The sequence below is a fragment of the Stenotrophomonas sp. C3(2023) genome, assembly GCF_032911385.1.
Taxonomy (GTDB): Bacteria; Pseudomonadota; Gammaproteobacteria; order Xanthomonadales; family Xanthomonadaceae; genus Stenotrophomonas.
The window spans coordinates 118,747-137,059 of record NZ_JAWJLO010000001.1 but is presented as its reverse complement, the minus strand read 5'-3'; the positions used below and the strand labels follow the sequence as shown (position 1 = coordinate 137,059).

Annotated in this window: 14 protein-coding genes; 4 read left to right on the top strand and 10 right to left on the bottom strand. The window is 67.2% G+C overall.

Annotated elements, in window-relative coordinates:
- Window positions 1-49: 49 nt before the first annotated feature.
- The 8 genes from kduD to RZA67_RS00480 form a co-directional block, all read right to left on the bottom strand.
- A complete protein-coding gene (gene kduD, locus RZA67_RS00515) occupies window positions 50-805 on the bottom strand; it encodes a 2-dehydro-3-deoxy-D-gluconate 5-dehydrogenase KduD (protein ID WP_317210568.1) in 756 nt (251 codons plus the stop codon).
- Window positions 806-886: 81 nt separating this feature from the next.
- Complete coding sequence (kduI, locus tag RZA67_RS00510; protein ID WP_317210567.1) at window positions 887-1,735, bottom strand: 5-dehydro-4-deoxy-D-glucuronate isomerase; 849 nt, start codon at window positions 1,733-1,735, stop codon at window positions 887-889.
- A 129-nt stretch (window positions 1,736-1,864) separates the two neighbouring features.
- Window positions 1,865-2,923: a LacI family DNA-binding transcriptional regulator gene (locus RZA67_RS00505; protein WP_317210566.1), complete on the bottom strand. Its 1,059-nt coding sequence runs from the start codon at window positions 2,921-2,923 to the stop codon at window positions 1,865-1,867.
- A gap of 2 nt (window positions 2,924-2,925) precedes the next feature.
- Window positions 2,926-4,239, bottom strand: a complete 1,314-nt coding sequence (gene pelA / locus RZA67_RS00500) for a pectate lyase (protein ID WP_317210565.1) — start codon at window positions 4,237-4,239, stop codon at window positions 2,926-2,928.
- Window positions 4,212-5,495: a TRAP transporter large permease gene (locus RZA67_RS00495; protein WP_317210564.1), complete on the bottom strand. Its 1,284-nt coding sequence runs from the start codon at window positions 5,493-5,495 to the stop codon at window positions 4,212-4,214. Before RZA67_RS00495 ends, pelA begins: the two co-directional genes overlap by 28 nt.
- Window position 5,496: 1 nt before the next feature.
- A complete protein-coding gene (locus RZA67_RS00490) occupies window positions 5,497-6,033 on the bottom strand; it encodes a TRAP transporter small permease (protein WP_317210563.1) in 537 nt (178 codons plus the stop codon).
- A gap of 11 nt (window positions 6,034-6,044) precedes the next feature.
- Window positions 6,045-7,046 carry a TRAP transporter substrate-binding protein gene (locus RZA67_RS00485; protein ID WP_317210562.1) on the bottom strand — a complete coding sequence of 334 codons (1,002 nt, stop codon included), beginning with the start codon at window positions 7,044-7,046 and terminating at the stop codon, window positions 6,045-6,047.
- A 36-nt stretch (window positions 7,047-7,082) separates the two neighbouring features.
- Window positions 7,083-7,892 carry a 2-keto-4-pentenoate hydratase gene (locus RZA67_RS00480; RefSeq protein WP_317213763.1) on the bottom strand — a complete coding sequence of 270 codons (810 nt, stop codon included), beginning with the start codon at window positions 7,890-7,892 and terminating at the stop codon, window positions 7,083-7,085.
- Window positions 7,893-8,145: 253 nt separating this feature from the next.
- Here RZA67_RS00480 and RZA67_RS00475 point away from each other — a divergent pair, with 253 nt between their 5' ends.
- Window positions 8,146-9,063, top strand: coding sequence for an alpha/beta hydrolase (locus RZA67_RS00475; RefSeq protein WP_317213762.1), 918 nt, complete (start codon window positions 8,146-8,148; stop codon window positions 9,061-9,063).
- Window positions 9,060-10,682, top strand: a complete 1,623-nt coding sequence (locus RZA67_RS00470) for a carboxylesterase/lipase family protein (RefSeq protein WP_317210561.1) — start codon at window positions 9,060-9,062, stop codon at window positions 10,680-10,682. The genes RZA67_RS00475 and RZA67_RS00470 overlap by 4 nt, the downstream gene beginning before the upstream one ends.
- 106 nt (window positions 10,683-10,788) lie before the next feature.
- Here RZA67_RS00470 and RZA67_RS00465 read toward each other — a convergent pair whose 3' ends face one another.
- Entirely contained in the window at window positions 10,789-12,399 is a 1,611-nt protein-coding gene (locus tag RZA67_RS00465) for a family 43 glycosylhydrolase (protein WP_317210560.1), read from the bottom strand.
- Window positions 12,400-12,629: 230 nt separating this feature from the next.
- Here RZA67_RS00465 and RZA67_RS00460 point away from each other — a divergent pair, with 230 nt between their 5' ends.
- Both RZA67_RS00460 and RZA67_RS00455 read left to right on the top strand, forming a co-directional pair.
- Window positions 12,630-13,505, top strand: a complete 876-nt coding sequence (locus RZA67_RS00460; RefSeq protein ID WP_317210559.1) for a rhamnogalacturonan acetylesterase — start codon at window positions 12,630-12,632, stop codon at window positions 13,503-13,505.
- 121 nt (window positions 13,506-13,626) lie between these two features.
- Window positions 13,627-14,214 (top strand): cysteine dioxygenase family protein, encoded by a 588-nt coding sequence (locus RZA67_RS00455; protein ID WP_317210558.1) that lies wholly within the window; start codon window positions 13,627-13,629, stop codon window positions 14,212-14,214.
- Between the two features lie 238 nt (window positions 14,215-14,452).
- Here RZA67_RS00455 and RZA67_RS00450 read toward each other — a convergent pair whose 3' ends face one another.
- Window positions 14,453-18,268 (bottom strand): LamG-like jellyroll fold domain-containing protein, encoded by a 3,816-nt coding sequence (locus RZA67_RS00450; protein ID WP_317210557.1) that lies wholly within the window; start codon window positions 18,266-18,268, stop codon window positions 14,453-14,455.
- Between the last annotated feature and the right edge of the window lie 45 nt (window positions 18,269-18,313).

Genomic DNA, 18,313 nt, shown 5'->3' with positions numbered 1-18,313 from the left:
GGAACGGGCTGCACCCGGCGCCCCTGTGCACGGCTGGGATGGTTGACGGTCAGCGCGCCAGCCAGCCGCCGTCGACCGGCAGTACGGCACCGTTGACGTAGTCCGAGGCCGAGGAGGCCAGGAACACGGCCGCACCGGCGAGGTCGGCCGGAATACCCCAGCGACCAGCCGGGATGCGGTCGAGGATCGACTTGTTGCGGTCTTCGTCAGCACGCAGCGCCGCAGTGTTGTCGGTGGCCATGTAGCCCGGCGCGATGGCGTTGATGTTCAGGCCCTTGCCTGCCCATTCGTTGGCCAGCAGGCGGGTGATGCCCGCGATGCCGCTCTTGCTGGCGGTGTACGACGGGACCCGGATACCGCCCTGGAAGGACAGCATCGAAGCGATGTTGATGATCTTGCCGCGGCCCTGCGCGATGAAGTGACGACCGGCCGCCTGCGAGATGAAGAACGCCGACTTGATGTTGACGTTCATCACGTCGTCCCAGTCCTGCTCGCTGAAATCCACCGCATCGGCGCGACGGATCAGACCGGCATTGTTGACCAGGATGTCCAGACCGCCGAGGCCTTCGATGGTTTCGCGCACGACGCGCTCGACCGGTTCGATGCTGATCAGGTTGGCTTCCACGGCGAGGCAGCGGCGACCCAGCGCGGTGATCTTCTCGACGGTTTCGGTCGGCGGTGCGATGCCGGCCACGGCGACGTCGGCGCCGGCCTCTGCCAGTGCCACGGCGATACCCTGGCCCAGGCCGGTGTTGCCACCGGTGACCAGCGCGACCTTGCCTTCCAGACTGAACGGATTAGCCATTGCGGTTTCGATCCTTGTAAGTGCGGTATGACCGCCACCGGCGCAGAAGCCGGTGGCGATGCTGATGACAACAGGTGGGGCTTACTTGAGCTGGCAGATGTCCAGCACGTGCATGTCGGTGTAGTCCAGGTTCTCGCCACCCATCGCCCAGATGAAGGCGTAGTTGGAGGTGCCGGCACCCATGTGGATGGACCACGGCGGCGACACCACGGCCTCGTTGTTCTGGATGACGATGTGGCGCTGTGCTTCCGGCTCGCCCATGAAGTGGTAGACGCGGTCGTTGGCGCCGAGGTCGAAGTAGAAGTAGACCTCGCTGCGACGGTCATGCAGGTGCGGCGGCATGGTGTTCCAGACGCTGCCCGGCTTGAGCACGGTCAGGCCCAGCAGCAGCTGCGAGGACTGGCAGGTGGCCGGCACGATGTACTGGTAGATGGTGCGCTCGTTGCTGGTTTCCAGCGCGCCGCGGTCCAGTGCCACCGCGTCCTTGATCGACAGCTGCTTGGTCTCGAAGCGCGCGTGCGCCGGGGTCGAGGCCAGGTAGAAGGCGGCCGGGGTGGCGGCGTCGTTGGAGGCGAACACCACATCCACGCTGCCCATGGCGACGTACAGGCCGTCCTTCGGCCCCAGCGTGTAGACGGTGCCGTCGACGGTGACGGTGCCGGTACCGGCGCCGACGTTGATGATGCCCAGCTCACGACGTTCCAGGAACGGGTGACCGGCCGCCGAAGCCGGCTCGGTCTGCTTGGGCAGCGAGACCGGGCCGTTGACCGGGGCCGCGCCACCGAGCACGAAGCGCTCGTAGTGGGTGTACTTCAGGGTGACCGTATCGGCATTGAACAGACCGTCGAGCAGGTACAGATCGCGCAGGTCGTCATTGCTGGCGCCCTTGATGGCATCGGGATGGGTGGCGTAGTGGGTCTTGCAGTACATGGCTTCTCCAGAGCGTGGGGCGGGCCGAGGATTCGGCGCGCTGCGCGGTTTTCCGGGCATTCTAGCCCGCTTGGACACCGGTGTCATTTTGCAGCGCAAAAGTCTGATTGGCAGGCGGTGGCCGGCCGATCAATCTTCTGGCGGTTGGCAGGAGTCGCGCACGATCAGATGCGGGCGCACGCTGGCAATCTGCAGCGCGGCCTGGTTCTCCGGCTGGATCAGCATCGCCGCAGCGGTACGCCCGGTGTCGCGGGTGTGTCGGCGCACCGAGGTCAGCGACGGCCACAGCCGCGATGCCAGCGGGCTGTCGTCGTAGCCGATGATCGAAAGCTGGCGCGGTACGTTGATCCCTGCGCGCAGCGCCACCTTGTACACACCGGCGGCCATTTCATCGTTACCGGTGAAGATGGCCGTCGGACGCTGCTTGCCCAGCAGCAGCTTCTCGGCCGCGGCCACACCCGACTCGAAGGTGTACCCGGCCTCGACGATGCGCTCGGTCGGCAGCTCGATGCCACGCTTGGCCAGCGCGTCGATGAAACCGGAGGTGCGCTCGTGTGCTGAGCGGTAAGCATGCGGGCCGGTGATCAGCGCGATGTCGCGGTGACCCAGCGAGAGCAGGTAGTCGGCCGCTTCGGCAGCGCCGTCACGGTCATGGGTGACCACCATCTGCGAGGTTTCATCCAGCGGCAGCGAAGCGATGCGGGTGAAGCGGCAGCCGATCTCGTCGAGCATGTCGGCCAGCGCCTGGTCTTCGGAGGCACGTGGCACCAGGATCACGCCATGCAGCTTCTGCTGCTGCACGAAGCGGCGCACACCCTCGATGTAGCCAGGGCTGCGGCTGTCGCACGGATGCACCACCAGCTCGAAGCTGGAACCGCGCAGCGCATCCAGCGCGCCGTACTGCATGTCGACGATGTACTGCGCGGTCGGGTTGTCGTACACCATCCCGATCAGGAACGAGCGACGGAACGCCAGGCCACGCGCCAGCGGATCGGGCACGTAGCCGACCTCGCGCATCAGCGCCTCGACCTTGTCGCGTGTGTCTTTGCGCACCAGCGGCGAGTTGTTGATGATGCGCGACACCGTCTTCTTCGAGACGCCGGACAGCCGCGCGATATCATTGATCGTGGCAGCCTTGCCCTTGCCCAACGTAGGCGTATCGGCTTCGTTCTTGTTGCGCACTGACATGTTCAGAACCAGATGAGTCTGCGGAATCCTGCTCCGTGGCGATCCAGCCCGGTGGCAGAAACAGGGGCGGCGGCAGCCGGAACGGCGCCTGCCATGGAGGCATGGTACCCGTAGAGCGGCCCGGAGGCCCGTCGCAGGGTGAGCGGTGCCTTTGCCGCGGCCATGCGGGCCCGCCACGCGGGCGCATCGCGCTGCAGCAGTGCCTGCGGCCAGGTGCCATACCAGTGGTAGCCGGTGCGGCGTTCACGACCGACCTGGCTGTAGTCCTGCAGCCGATTGCCTTCACGATCGGCCAGCACCACGCTGTTGTCGGCCAGGTCATGGAAACGCCCCCACAGCGGCGGCGCGGCCGGGTCCGCGACCAGCCGGCGGTCGGTGGTGCTGCGGTGGTGGGCAAACCGCTCTTCCGGGGCCTCGACGGTCTCCAGCCGCATGCCCTGCAGCGCATTGGTCTGGAACCAGGCCAGCGCCCCGTTGATCGCGGCCACCACCTCGGCGGACGGCTGCTCGATCGACATCAGGTAGCGCACCACGCCCACGCTCTCGTCGGTGACCAGCGCCGCCAGCTCGAAGCGGCGCCCCGGTGCCGGCTGCAGAGTCTGCGGGTCGTACTGGCCTGCCCAGATCGTGGGCTTGCCGGCCTGGCGGACCTGCAGCCGCAACAGGCAGTCATCGCCGCGCTGCACCGCCGCAGCGATATGTTCGCGCCGCGCAGCGTCGACAAAGTCGAAGCGCGGCGCGCTTGCCACGGCCCGCAGGGTCGTCAGCACGCCGGTGGTCACATCGTCAGCGAAGGTGATGCGCGCCTGGTAGGCCGAGCGGGCCGGTACCGAGTGCGGCCAGCCACCACAGCCGGGGATCTGCTCGGCGAGGATGAAATCCAGCCCGCGCAGCACCGCCTCGCGGTACCGGGCGTCGCCGCTGCGCTGCCAGGCATGGGCCAGGTAGTCGACCTGGGTGTAGGTGGTGCGGTTGTCGAAGCTGCCACCGGGTTCGGTCTGCGCAGCAAGCAGGGCCTCGTGTGCCGCGGCATCGAGCACCCGCAGTGGGTCCTGGTTCACCGGCCAGCCGCCGGAGCGACGCTGCATCAGCAGCAGGTTGTCGGCGATGGCGACATGGTCGGCCGGGTCGTGGCGGGCGTAGCCGCCCTCGTTGCCACTGCGCCAGTGGTTGACCCCATCGTTGAAGGCGGCTACCGCGATCGGTGGCTCGCCCTGTGCCGGTGGCGCCGCGATGCTGGTGGCCACCGGCAACGCAGCCACCAGCAGCAGGGCGAGCCGCGTGCGCATCAGCTGCGCAGCGCGGTGGGCAGCCACAGCGACAGGCTGGGGAAGAAGGTCACGATCAGCAGCACGCCCAGTGCGGCGAACCAGAACGGCCAGATCGTGCGCATGCTCTGGCCCACGGTGATCTTGCCGATCGAGGTACCAATGAACAGCACCGAGCCCACCGGCGGCGTGACCAGACCCAGACCACCGGTCAGCACCAGCACCAGACCGAAGTGGATCGGGTCGATGCCGTAGGCGCGCGCGACAGGCAGGAAGATCGGCGTGCAGATCAGGATCATCGGTGCCAGGTCCATGAAGGTGCCCAGCAGCAGCAGCATGACCACGATCATCAACAGCACCATGAACTGGCTGTGGGCGAAGGACTGCAGGAAATCGACGGCAGCGGTCGGCACCTGCAGGTAGGCCAGCAGCCAGCCGAATACCGCAGCGGTGGCGATCACGAACAGGATCACACCGGTGCTGCGCGCCGCATGCACGACGGTCTCGAAGAACTCGCGCCAGCGCAGCTGGCGGTACAGCAGGGTGGTGACCAGCAGGGCGTAGACCACCGCGATGGCCGCACTTTCCACCGCGGTGAAGATGCCAGCGCGGATACCGACGAAGATCAGTGCCACCAGACCCAGACCCGGCAGCGCGGACACCATGCGCAGCAGCACCGCACGCCAGCCCGGGAAGATTTCCACGCCGTAGCCGCGCGTGCGTGCCACCACGTAACCGGTGAGCATCAGCGCCACGGTCATCAGCAGAGCCGGCACGATGCCGGCGGCAAACAGGTCGGCGATGGAAAGGCCACCGCCGGCAGCGGCCGAGAACAGGATCAGGTTGTGCGACGGTGGCACCAGCAGGGCAACCAGCGCCGCAGTGATGCTCACGTTGACCGCGAAGTCGCGGTCATAGCCGCGCTTGACCATCTGCGGAATCATCGTGCCACCGACCGCCGAGACGTCGGCGATCGCCGAGCCGGACACACCACCGAAAAACAGCGAGGACAGGATCGACACCTGGCCCAGGCCGCCGCGCATGCGCCCCACCAGCGAGGAGGCCAGTGCGATCAGACGCTCGGAGATGCCGCCGCGCATCATGATCTCGCCGGCGAAAATGAACAGTGGAATGGCGATCAGCGACGCCGAGCCGGTGCCGGCTGAAATCTGCTGTACCAGCACGATGCTCGGAATATCCAGGTAAAGCAGGGTGGCCAGTGCAGCAGCCGCCAGCGCATAGGCGACAGGCACGCCGAGCAGCAGCAGCACCGCGAACACGGCAAAGAGAAGGGCAATTCCCATTTCAACGATCTCCTTCGGCGTCTTCGGTGCCGCTGTGCACAACAGCAGGGCGGTGCACCTTCCATGCGCGGTTCAGGGCGAACAGCACCATCAGCGCGCCACCAATGGCCAGCGGCAGGTAGTTGATGCTCTGCGGCAGGTTGGCACCGGCCGTCTTGATGTCCAGGCCATCGACCAGCAACTGCCAGGCCCATACGGCGATGAAGCCGCCAAGGATGGCGATCACCAGCTGCACCAGGGTGTCCACCGCGCGGCGCAGTCCGGCGCCCATGTGTTCGGCGAGCAGGTAGAAGCCGAAATGGCGGTTGGTATGCACGCCACAGGCTGCGCCCAGGCTCATCGCGGTGCTCAGCAGCAGCAGGGTGACCGGCTCGGTCCAGCTTGGCGAGTCATTGATCACGTAGCGGGCAAACACCTGCCAGCCCTGGACCACGACCAGCCCCAGCAGGGCGGCCACGGCGATGTAGATGGAAATGTCGGCAATGCGGTCCAGCAGGCGCTGGCCGGAACCGGCGACGTGTGTCGTCGTTTCGGTCATGGCGGTCGTCCTCAGGCGAAATCGCGGATGCGGCGGACCAGCGCGGCCAGCTCGGGCTGCTGCTGGTACTCACGCAGCAGGGGCTCGGCGGCACGGCGGAACGCGGCCAGGTCTACGTCGTTGGTCTTCACCCCGTAGTCGGTGACTGCCTTGCGGGCCGCGTCTTCGGAGGCGTCCCATTGCTGGCGCATCACCTGGGTGGAGGCCCGTGCGGTCTCCAGCAGCAGGCTGCGGTCGGCCGGGGTGAGCTGCTCGAAGCTGGCACGCGACATCAGCAGCACGTCCGGTGCGTAGGAGTGCTCGCTCTGCGACCAGTAATGCGCAGCCTCGAAATGTCGGCTGGAATGGAAGCTGCGCATGTTGTTCTCCGCACCGTCGATCATGTGCGTTTCCATGCCCGAGAAGGTGTCACCCAGCGACATCGGCGTCGGGTTTGCCCCGAACAGGCGCATCAGCTGGATGAAGATGTCCGAGGACGCCACGCGCAGCTTGAGGCCGTGCAGGTCCTTCGGTTCCACGATGGGGTGCTTGGTGTTGTAGAAACAGCGCGCGCCGGAATCGTAGATTGCCAGACCCACCAGGTCGCGGCTCTCGAAGCCCTTGAGCACCGCATCGGCGATGCCACCGTCGAGCGCGGCGCGCATATGCGGCACCGAGTCGAACACGTACGGCAGGCACAGCGCACGGGTCAGCGGGAAGGCGTTGTTCAGTGCACCCGAATACACCCGGGTGATATCGATGGCGCCAAAGCGCGCCATGTCGATCGCTTCGGACTCGCGGCCCAGCTGGCCGGAGTGGTACTGGCGCAGCCGCAGGCGGCCGCCGGTCTCGCGCTCCAGCGTTTCACCGATCCACTTCACCGCAGTGACGGTGGGGTAGTCGGCCACGTGGACGTCGGTGGCGGTCAGCAGGTGGCCGCCGGCCACCGGAGCTTGCTGCCGCGTGCAGCCTGCCAGCATCGGCGCGGCAAGCGCGCCGATTCCGGTGGCCAGGAAGTTTCTGCGTGTGATCATCTGCGCCCTCCCGCGCGTGTTCACCGGCCGCCGGCATCAGCCAGCGGGCACGGCCCTGCAGGCAATGTCACCGAAGCCGGGGAAACGCACCAGCGCCTCCTGGCCCACGGCGATGTCATGGATACCGGTCGCGTTGCCGGTGGCGATCAGGTCACCGCGCTTGAGCGGGCGACCCCGGCGTGCCGAACGCCCGAGAGCGAAGGCGATGGCGGTGCGCAGGCCACCGGGAAGGCGCGTGGCCCCGCCGGTACCCACCACCTCGCCGTCGATCAGCGTCTCGGCCCGCAGCGCGGTTTCATCGCGGCCGGTCCAGTCGGTGATCTCCGGGCCGAGCAGCAGTCCGTTGTTGTTGCCGAAATCGGACACCACCACCAGCGGGCCGAGTTCGTTGATGGTCGCCAGCGGGCTGCTGGCCACTTCCACGCCGATGTACAGGCGCGAGGGCAGGGCCTCGGCCTGCTCAGGTGTCCACTCCAGCTGGTCGGCCGGCGCATCTTCCAGCAGTTCAAGAACGTACTCCGCTTCCACTGCGGCAAAGCCACCGACGAAGACCGGAATATCGACTGTTCCACCGGTAGCATCTTTGAGCCGGTTTTTGAAAATCGGGCCCAGCAGACGATCGTCTCCGGATTCATCGCGGCGCTCGGCGGCGATGTAGCCGACCTTCCAGCCCACCACGCTGTCCTCCCAGCGCGCGATGGCCAGGTCCTGCACACCGTAGCTGTGCACCAGCGTCGGCGGGATCTCGCCCGGGAAGCCGGGCAGCGCGGCCCCGGCGCGGCGCGCGTCGGTGAAGGCGCGGGCGATGGACTCGGCCTGCTCGGCCTGTTGCGGCGGCAGTTCCAGTTTGCCGTGATCGTTGCTCAAGGATGCTCTCCCGTTGGCGTTGTTGCACTGCCCATCGACAGCGTTCGGATGAGGTGTATATGGTAAACCGGTGTCATCTGGCAATGTGCAGTGCGTCAGAAAATTACTGCCGGGCACCCCCCGGTCTTCATCAGATCCCCATGGAGCTTAGTGCCACATGCGTTTCCCGTTGTTGATCGGAATCCTTTCCGGCCTTCTGCTGACGGTGCCGGTTGTGTTGGCCGTGCCCGCGATGCGCACCGATGCGGCCGGCGGCGGCGCTGCAGAAGCGGCCGGTGAACAATTGCCACTGTGGCCGCCGCACCGGGTGCCGGGCGAGCGCGGACCACCCCGCGCTACCCGCATCGTCGAGCGCAGCCCCGACCCGTTGCAGCCTGACCGCTACGCCGACCAGATCGATGCGCCCTACCTGGTAGTGCATGCACCGGCGCGCTCCAACGGACGGGCGCTGCTGGTGATCCCTGGCGGTGGCTACCAGCGCGTGGTGATCGACAAGGAAGGCAGCGAACTGGTGCCCGGCTGGGTCGATGAGGCGGGCTACACCCTGTTCGTGCTGCGCTACCGGCTGCCGCAGGCCGGGCGCCCGGTACAGGCCGCGTTGGCCGATGCGCAGCGCGCACTGCGGCTGATACGCAGCCAGGCCGCCGCGCGTGGCCTGGAGGCCGACACCATCGCAGTAATGGGCTTCTCCGCCGGCGGCCACGTGGCGGCTCGGCTGGCCACCGGCTACGCGCTCGACACCTACCCAGCACAGGACGCCATCGACCGCCTCAGCGCGCGCCCTTGGCGCGTGGTGCTTGGCTATCCGGTGATCGACATGGGTGCGCAGGCACATGCCGGCTCGCGCCAGCGCCTGCTCGGTGACCATCCCGATGCCGGACAGGTCGCGCAGTTCTCGCTGCAGCGGCAGGTGCACGCCGACATGCCGCCGGTGCTGCTGCTGCACGCCGCCGACGATGACGTGGTCACGGTGGACAACAGCCTGCTGATGGCCCAGGCGCTGGCAGCTGCCGGCGTCGAACACGAACTGCATGTTTTCGCCCACGGCGGCCATGGCTTCGGCATGCGCACCGCCGCGGGCTCCACCACCGCACTCTGGCCCCAGCTGGCACAGCGCTTCCTGCAGGCCTCACAGGAGAACCAACCATGACTGATTCCGCCGCCGACCTGCAGCGTCGCCGTTTTCTGCGCGACAGTGCCCGCTGGGCACTGGCCGCGAGCACCCTCGCAGCGGTTCCGGCTGCGTGGTCGGCGCCACCGCGCACGGACCCGTCGGCCATCGTGCGTGTCCGTGGAGGCCGCGTGCGCGGTCTGCGCGAGGATGGCATCAACGTGTTCCGCGGCCTGCGCTATGGTGCCGACACCGCCGCCACGCGCTTCCAGGCGCCGCGCCGGGAACAGGCTTGGCGCGGTATTGCCGATGCCACCGCCTACGGCAACGCGGCGCCGCAGGGCGGCAGCGAAGGGCCTGGCAGCGAGGACTGTCTGTTCCTCAACGTGTGGACGCCGGCACTGGGCGACGGCCGCAAGCGCCCGGTGCTGGTCTACATCCACGGCGGTGCCTACAACAATGGCTCGGGCAGCGACCCGCTGTATGACGGCAGCGCGTTGTGCCGGCGCGGCGACGTGGTCGTGGTCAGCGTCAATCACCGCCTCAACGTCTTCGGTTACCTGTACCTGGACGCGTTGGGCGATCCGCGCTTTGCCGGCTCGGGCAATGTCGGGCAGCTCGATCTGGTGCAGGCGCTGCAGTGGGTGCGCGAACACGCGGCCATCTTTGGTGGCGACCCGGCCAATGTCACCGTCTTTGGGCAGTCCGGTGGCGGTGCCAAGATCGCCACGCTGATGGCCATGCCAGCGGCACGTGGCCTGTTCCAGCGCGCATGGACCATGAGCGGACAGCAGGTCACGGCGGCCGGTCCGCGTGCCGCGGCACAGCGCGCGGCGATTGCAATGGACAAGGTCGGCGCCAGGGACATCGACGCACTGCTGCGGCTGCCGGCAGGCGAACTGCTGGGCGCAACGCGTGCCCGCGATCCTTCGCGGGTGGAGGACACCAGCCTGTACTTCGGCCCGGTGCTGGACGACGTAGTGTTGCCGGTGCATCCGTTCTGGCCGCAGGCACCGGCCCAGTCGGCGGCGATTCCCATGGTGATCGGCAACACACGCGATGAGACGCGTGCGTTTCTGGGCAATGACCCGGCCAACTTCGAACTGACCTGGGAGACGCTGCCAGCCAAGCTGGAAAAACAGCAGTACGTGGACCTGCGGCCGCAGCGGGTGATCGACGGATACCGCCGCTTGTATCCGCACTACACGCCTTCGGAGGTGTTCTTCGCTGCCACCACGGCCGGGCGCTCGTGGCGCGGCGCGGTGGAAGAGCTGGAAGCCCGTGCCCGTCAGCCGGCCGGCGCAGCCCCGACCTGGGCCTACCAGCTGGACTGGGGCTCACCGCTGGACGGCGGCCGCATGGGCGCGTTCCACACGCTGGACATCCCGCTGGTGTTCGACAACACCGCGCAGCCGGGCTCGCGCACCGGCGGTGGCGACGATGCGCGCACCGTGGCGACGGCAATGAGTGAGGCCCTGCTGGCCTTCGCACGCAGCGGCGACCCCAACCATGCCGGCATTCCGCATTGGGAGCCCTACACGTTGCCGCGGCGGCAGACGCTGGTGTTTGACCGCCAGAGCCAGCTCGCCGACGACCCGCGTGGTGGTGAGCGCGAGCTGTACCAGCAGGCACCCTTCATCCAGCGCGGCACGATGTAGCCCGGCTGCTGTTCGCTGCCATCGCCACGGCACGCCGCGCTGGGGCGCGCGAGCCGACCGTGGGGTCGGCTCCACCCAGCGGGGCAGAGCCCCGCTCTACGCGCGGTCAGTAGTCCAGTGCGCGGTAGCTGAAGTTGCGGAAATGCACCTTGCCGTCACCGGCCGCGTAGATCGCCGGTTTCAACGCCAGGAACCCGCCGGCCACGTTGTGGTGATAGCCGGAAACTTCCATCTGGGTCGGGTACTTGGTCCAGGTGCGGCCGTCGCTGCTGGTGTGGAAGGTCACGATGTGCTCGTTGTTGGTCACCCGCAGCCAGAGCTTGCCGCCCTTGCCAGCGGGCAGGCCATTGGTGGGACGCTCCACGCCGTACCGGTGCATCACCATGCGCTCGCCATTGCTGCCCACGCCCACGTACAGGCGGTCGCTGTAGTACAGCAGCGCGCCACCGATCGCACCGGGCTCGATCTCCATCTCCACCTCGAACTGGTACGCCTTGTCACCGGCGATGGCGGTCAGCGGCGAACTGTCGCGCGGGGTACGGCCCTTGCCCTGCAGGGTCATCGCACCGCTCCCGAAGGACAGCCGCTTGTACTCGTCCTGGGCAGGATTGAAGAACGACCACTGGTGGCCGAGGCGGTCACCGTCGAAGCGGTCGGACAGTGCCATGCCGTGGGCGCCCACCGACTCACCGGCCGGCTTGGCCAGCGGGCTGCCAAGATCGCCACCCTTGGCCACGAACCAGCCATCATCGGTCCACTCGATCGGCTCCAGCAGTGCCTGGCGGCCCAGCGTCCAATAGCTGTTCTCGTAACCGTGATACATCATCCACCAGCGCCCGTCGGTACCTTCGATGACGGTCGCGTGGCCACGCGACCACCACGGCTCGTCGCGGCTCACGGTACGCACGATCGGATTGTTGGGCGCATTTTCCCACGGCCCATGGATCGAACGCGAACGCGCCGTGATCACCATGTGCCCGGTCGGCGGGCCGGCGGTGCCGCCTACGGCGGTGGTCATGTAATACCAGTCGCCCCGTTTGTTGATCTTCGGACCTTCCTGCGCGTAGGCCTCCACGTCCCAGGTTTCCGGGTACTTCCAGCCGTCGTAGACGTGCTTCGGCTCGCCCACCACGCTCAGGCCATCGTCGGACAACTGCACGTAATCGCCACCGGAGAGGAACAGGTAACGCTTTCCGTCCTCGCCCACGGCGTGGCCGGGGTCGATGTAGCGACCCAGCCCGATGTTGATCGGCTCGCTCCACGGTCCGGCGATGTCGTCCGCCCAGACCACGTAGTTGCTGCGCTCGCTGCCTTCGGTCCCCCCGGTACGCGCCGGGAAGTAGATGAAGTAGCGGCCCTCGTGCTTGACGATGTCCGGCGCCCAGATCGAGCCGACGTTGCGCGTGATCGCGTGGCCCAGCGGCTGCCAGTTGACCAGATCGCGCGAGTGCCAGATCGGCAGCCCCGGATAGGCATCGAACGAGGACAGCGTCATGTAGTAGTCGTTGCCATCCTTGAGCACCGATGGATCAGGCCGGTCGCCGGCGAACACCGGATTGAGGAAGGTGCCGTTGCCGAGGTCGGCCTGGCGCTGGTTCTCGATGCCGCGCTGCCAGGGGCTGCCGGGCTTGCTGCTCTGGGCAGCGGCGGCAGTGGTGGCAAGCAGCAGGGCCGCCAGCACCGAAGCGCGGCGGAGGAAGGACGTCGGCAGGGCCATGGCGTTCCTTGGGTTGGGCGGATTGAACGGAGGTGTCTGGATCCGGCACGCGGCAGGGATGACACCGATGGTCAAACGGACCCTAGCAGAGGCAGGAAGCGGCGACATTCTGCGCCGCAGCAAGTCAGCTGCGCCCCCACACGGTTACAGTCAGCATCAACAGCGCGCCAGCAGGCGCGAAAAATGACACCGCTAGCCAACGGCTCGCCCCACACGTTAAGGAAACGCCCATGCTGCTTCGCCGCCCGTTCCAGCTTGCCGCTGCCCTGCTGGCAGTTGTGCTGTGCCACGCCGCAGATGCTGCGACGGACCCAGCCGTAACCGATCGGCCGGCGCCTGCGCCCATCCGCGCCAGCAAGATCGTGCTGGTCGGCGATTCCACCACCGCTGTGCAGGGCGGCTGGGGCCCGGCGTTCTGCGCCGGGCACGTGACCTCGTTTGCCGCCTGCCTCAACCTGGCACGCGGCGGGCGCAGCACCTACAACTACCGCGCCGAAGGCTCCTGGGATCTGGTGGAGGCGGAAATGCGCACCCCGGGCTACGTGCGTACGTGGGTGTTGATCCAGTTCGGCCACAACGACCAGCCTGGCAAGCCGGGTCGTTCCACGGACCTGGCACATGAGTTCCCGGAGAACCTGCGTCGCTATGTCGCCCAGGTGCGCGCCGCCGGCGCCGAACCCGTGTTGCTGACGCCGCTCACCCGGCGCCAGTTCACCAATGGCGAACTCATTGACGATCTCGCGCCGTGGGCCGATGCGGTTCGCCAGGTTGCGACGGAGTTGAAGGTGCCGTTGGTCGACCTGCATGCGCGCAGCCGCATGCTGGTGCAGGCGATGGGTCCTGTGGCTGCGATGCGCATGGCACAACTGCCAGCCGCACCGGAACAGGTGGTGGCCGCGCTGGCCGGTACCACCGTGGGTGCCGCGCCGACGCCAGGCGCGCCGGCCGCAGCGCAGAACAATGCGTTGACCGAGCCGATGGGCCAGGCCAAGCGTGCCTTTGATTACACACATCTCGGCGACGAGGGCGCGCAGACCTTCGCCACCCTCGTTGCCGATGAGCTGGCGCGTGCTGTGCCTTCGATGCGTCCGCTGCTGTTGCCTTGAATGTCGTAACTCACCTGCAACTTCGCTCAAGTTCCAGACATCCACGCAGACGAATGCACGGATAGCGTTGCCACATGTCACGTGGAACGCTGTCTTAACGCCGTTCGCCTAGACTGTTGGCATGGGAGAGAAACCGACCTTTGTACCGTTCAGGGGCGATCAGCATCTGATCGAGGCCATCGATGCGGCTGTCTGTCTGCGCGATCCGCGCGCGATCACGTACGCGCTCAGACAGGTGCTGCGCGATGCGATAGCCGATCCCCGCATCGAGCTGCCGCCGTGTGTGCGGCAGCCGTTGGCAGGCCATTACGCGCGCCGCGAACTGTATCGCAGCGAACAGCTCGGCTATGTGGTCATTGCGATGTGCTGGGGGCCGGGCCAGGGCACACCGCTGCATGACCATGATGCGCTGTGGTGCGTGGAGGGCGTCTGGCAGGGAGAACTGATCGTCACACCGTATGCGATGCAAGAGACTGATGGCGACCGCTGCCGTTTTGCTGCACAGGAGGTGATGTATGGGGAGCAGGGCAGCGCGGGCAGTCTGATTCCGCCGCACGAGTACCACACGCTGCGCAATGCCAGCGACACCGATATCGCGGTGTCGGTGCATGTGTATGAAGCGCCGATGGAGCGCAGCACGGTGTTCGAGCCACTGGGGGACGGGTGGTACCAGCGCCGGATCAAGGTGCTGGAGACGGATTGCGGGTAGGGGGGTGTTGCAGGGCCTGCGGCCCTGCACCCGCCGAAGCAACTGCGACTGCAACGGCAACTGCAACGGCTGGGTGGTGTTCTGCGGGATGGCAGGGCGGGCAGCAAACCTGGCAACTGATGGGAGCTGCTTCCGGTAGGTGACGACCGTTGGTCGTCACGCTGCTGCTGTTGCTGTTGCTGCTGTCTTCCGCGGCTGGGGCCGGGTTGTCCGGCCCCTTGCCTGCTGTCGACTGTGCTCAGGGGGCGATGTCGACCACGTTGTTGAGCTGGGTGACTTCGTCGCTGCCGTCTGCCAGGGCGATGCGCACGCGCAGGCCATTGCGGTCGCCGGCGGGCAGGGGCAGCTGCACGGTGCGCGTGCGCGGCGTCAGGTCGCTCGGGGCTTCCATCGCCGGTACTTCGGTCCGGGCGACTTCGCGACCCCGGGCGTCTTCGAGGATGGCCACGCCGGTGCCGCTGGCCACGTGGCCAAGGCTGTGCACGGTCACCTCCACCTGACGTCCCTGTACGCGCACGTCGCCGCGGCCGATGCCGAGGTCGGCACGCTGCTCCACCGGGGTACCAGGGCGCTTCAGGGTGAACTCGAAGATCTCGGTGCGTCCCGGCTGGAACTGCAGTTCGGTGGCCATGCTGGTTTCCAGCTGCACGTCGCGCTCCACCGCCCTGCCGTCGATCCTGCCATCGCCATTGCTGTCCACGCCGCTGCGCACGGTCCAGGTGCCCGGGGCCACGTTCCAGCCGGTCATCGCGGCGCTGATGCGACGCTTGCCCAGGTTGTAACTGGTCACGGTGAACGCTTCGCGCGAGGGGGCGTGCACCAGCAGGGCGACCTGCTCGGCCGCGTCTTCCTGGTCGAAGCGCCAGCTCACCGTGTGGCCGGGCCAGGTCTGGTTGCGCTTGAGCGCGATGCCGCCCAGGCGGGCGCGCTGCAGGAACTCGCTCGGTGCCTCGACACGGTCCGACCACCAGTGCCCGTCAGTGTTCATGTACTCGCGCTGTGCCTTGGCCTGGATGCCTTCGGCATGCAGGTCGGCAATGAAGCGGGTGTCACCGGTCGCCTGCCAGGCCATCAGACTGTTGAAGCCGGTCTTGCCGGCCTCGGCGTCGGCCTGCAGCTTCGGGTACCACTCGGCTTGGCGGCCAAGGGCTTCGACATAGTTCTCGCCCAGGTTGGCCAGTGCACCCGGCCCGCCACGCTGCACGCGGTAGTCCAGCGCCTTGAGGTACTTGTCATCACCGGTCCAGCGCCACGCCGCCCAGAAGGTGTGCATGATGTCGCCGCTGCCGGACCCGTTGTTGAGTTCGCCGCCGCGGGTCTCACCGGTGGCCCAGTTGATTTCATTGGGCAGTGCCCAGCGGCCCTTGTCGTCGGTGTAGGCGTGGGCCAGGTAGCTGTCGGCAAGGCCCACCACCAGCTTGCGGCCAATCGGATCGGCGTTGAACTGGCCCAGCAGGAACGCGGGGTGCAGGATCGGGAACGAGTACGGCTTCTGCCACTGCCAGTTCGGTTCGCGGTAGATCTTGTTGCCGCCGAACCAGTTGCTGGAGAACAGCAGATGCCCCTGCGGATTGGGCAGGATGATGCGCTCATCCAGTGCCTTCACCGTTTCCATCAGACGCTCCACCGTCAGCGGGTCGCCCCAGTTGAGGTACAGCATCGCGCTGTTGGTGTTGATGCCTTCTTCGTACGAGTGCAGCTCGTCGGTCTCGATGGTGCTCAGGCCATTGCTGAACATGCCGTTGCGGTAGACCGCATCGGACAGCGCGGTCAGCGAGGCATTGATGCGGTCCGGCTTGACGCCCATCAGCGCCAAGCCCGGCCACTGCTGGGTGAGGTCGGAGTCATCGGAGATGCCGCCGCCGAAATCGCCGTAGGCCACCTGGCGATGGTCGATCCACCAGTCGATGAAGCGCCGCACATGCGCCAGGTCCTGCACCTGGTTGAAGGCCCACGTCGGCACGCCCGCAGGTGCCTGCGGCAGGGTGAACGGTGGCTTGCCCTGGCTGTTGTAGCTGATGTAGTTCCAGTACAGCCGGCCCTGCTCATGGTCCGGGTCGACCCGCAGCAGGTCGCTCAGGTCCGCGTAGACGCGCGCGTAGAGGCGCTGGCGCTTGGAGGTGGTGTGTTCCTCGACCAGGAAGCCCCAGTTGTCGCGCACCTGGTTGAAGCGGTCGGCCACGTGTTCCTTGATCGCCTCGGCGCGCGGCTTGAACACCATGCGGATCTCCGCACCGTCCAGCGCATTGGCGTCAAAGCCGGGCGCGGCCGAGGCAATGCTCAGCCACAGGCTGTCGGCGGTGAGAATCCGGTCGCGCAGGTCCAGCCACACGGTGCGCTTTTTGCCCGGCTGCACCGACACCGAGACATCGATCATGTCGCGCGCCGGCCAGATCGGGTCCTTGATGCGGATGTTGAGCGGGATCAGTCCGTCGTGGGTCGCGGGCAGATCCAGCGCGGGCAGGTCGATGGCCACGCCATCCAGACCGTCGTACATGTTTTCCCAGCTGTGTGCCCAGCTGCGGATCAGCGGCTGGTTGGCGGGTGCGTCACCGACGCCGGAGGGCACCAGCACATGCACGATCGGCAGCGGGCTGGCCGGCAGACTGTCGGCGCCGCGACGACGTGAGCCAGCGCCCTTGGGCAGGGCCATCACCGTGCTGCGCTCGGCCGGCGCGAAGCGACCGTCGATGTAGGCGCGCAGCGCGTCGAGGTTGGTGTAGTCGGGCAGGGCCTGGCTGTCGATCAGGTAGGTCTGCTTGACGATGCCGTCCGGCTCGGGACCGGTGTCGACGTGGTAGCCCCAGATCTCCTGGATCGGCGTTTCCTGCTCGACGTTGCTGAAACGCAGCACGCCGCCCTGCTGGGGTGCGATGTCGTTGACGCTGCGCACCGGCCCCTGCGGGCGGGTGAACAGTACATCGGTAGCCTTCTCGGCGGTGCTGCCGTGGGCCAGCGTACCGAAGGCCGCGCCGCGGATCTCGATGCGGTTGACCGTCTCACCTTCGGGCAGCGACAGGTCCAGATGCTGGCCGGCCTCGACATAGGTGTTCCAGTCGGGCAGCTGGAAGTAATCATCACGCCCAGGCAGGCGCGAGCGGTTGTAGACGCCCGGCCAGGTGGTTTCGGCGATACCGTCGGTTCCCTTCCACATCCACTGCTTCAGGTCCTTGGTGTCGGCGAACTCGATCTTGCGGATGCGCGTGCCGTCGGCGGACAGTGCCGGTGGTGCGGCGCCCTCCCAGCCAAAGCGGTGCAGCCAGGCGCGCTGGTCGGTCGCTGCTGCCACAGCGCTGGTGACGTCCTTGCCGCGGGCCAGTGCCGCCACCGCCGTGCCATCGAGCATGCGGTCGTAGACGCGGATGTGCTGGAAATCGCTGCCGCGCAGGAAGTTGTAACGGCTCTGCACCTGGTAGGGTGCCATCACGCGGCCGGCCAGACCCAGCTGATCCAGCGCGGCATCGTAGTCGCCGGTGGTCTCCACACGCGCCACCTCGCGGCCATCGATGAACAGACGCACGCCGTGGTCTTCATCCCAGGCGAAGGCCATGTGCAGCCACTGCTTCGGGTCCGGGCGCTTGTCGAGTTTGAACGACACGCGGGTGCGGGCCAGGTTCGCATCGGTCACGAAGGCATCAAAGCCCTGCCCGTTCCAGTCGATGCGCAGCCAGGCCATGTCCCAGCTGCTGTGGTCGGCATAGCCGACGCGGAAGATCACGAAGGGGGCTTCGCCCACGGCGTAACGCGGGCGCCAGTCGAAGGCCAGGGTGCCGCGCTGGGCCTGGATGTTGCCCGGCGCATCCCACGCCAGCACGCCATCGTCCTGCCACTGGATCGCCTTGCCCAGCGCCGCATCGTCGACCACCTGCACCTTGTCGCGGAAGTTGGGAACCGCTTCACCGCTGGCCACCACCGCATCCAGGCCGTGGCTGGCGTCCACATGGAACAGCAGCGTCGGCGTCTGCGCCGCAAGCACCGGCGTGCTGGTGGCAAGGGCACAGGCCAGCGCCAGCAGGCGTGGGCGCAACGAACGGGGGGCAACGGCGTGTGACATGGAACCTTCCTTTCAACAACGGGCGGCGCCGGAACGGCGTCGCGG

What these genes read in the sequence shown, in the direction of transcription:
- RZA67_RS00475 (WP_317213762.1), top strand. Translation starts at nt 8,146, where the DNA reads ATGCGCACCGATGCGGCCGGCGGCGGCGCTGCAGAAGCGGCCGGTGAA.
- RZA67_RS00455 (WP_317210558.1), top strand. Translation starts at nt 13,627, where the DNA reads ATGGGAGAGAAACCGACCTTTGTACCGTTCAGGGGCGATCAGCATCTG.
- RZA67_RS00465 (WP_317210560.1), bottom strand. Translation starts at nt 12,399, where the DNA reads ATGGCCCTGCCGACGTCCTTCCTCCGCCGCGCTTCGGTGCTGGCGGCC.
- RZA67_RS00490 (WP_317210563.1), bottom strand. Translation starts at nt 6,033, where the DNA reads ATGACCGAAACGACGACACACGTCGCCGGTTCCGGCCAGCGCCTGCTG.
- RZA67_RS00470 (WP_317210561.1), top strand. Translation starts at nt 9,060, where the DNA reads ATGACTGATTCCGCCGCCGACCTGCAGCGTCGCCGTTTTCTGCGCGAC.
- RZA67_RS00505 (WP_317210566.1), bottom strand. Translation starts at nt 2,923, where the DNA reads ATGTCAGTGCGCAACAAGAACGAAGCCGATACGCCTACGTTGGGCAAG.
- RZA67_RS00485 (WP_317210562.1), bottom strand. Translation starts at nt 7,046, where the DNA reads ATGATCACACGCAGAAACTTCCTGGCCACCGGAATCGGCGCGCTTGCC.
- kduI (WP_317210567.1), bottom strand. Translation starts at nt 1,735, where the DNA reads ATGTACTGCAAGACCCACTACGCCACCCATCCCGATGCCATCAAGGGC.
- RZA67_RS00460 (WP_317210559.1), top strand. Translation starts at nt 12,630, where the DNA reads ATGCTGCTTCGCCGCCCGTTCCAGCTTGCCGCTGCCCTGCTGGCAGTT.
- RZA67_RS00495 (WP_317210564.1), bottom strand. Translation starts at nt 5,495, where the DNA reads ATGGGAATTGCCCTTCTCTTTGCCGTGTTCGCGGTGCTGCTGCTGCTC.
- RZA67_RS00450 (WP_317210557.1), bottom strand. Translation starts at nt 18,268, where the DNA reads ATGTCACACGCCGTTGCCCCCCGTTCGTTGCGCCCACGCCTGCTGGCG.
- kduD (WP_317210568.1), bottom strand. Translation starts at nt 805, where the DNA reads ATGGCTAATCCGTTCAGTCTGGAAGGCAAGGTCGCGCTGGTCACCGGT.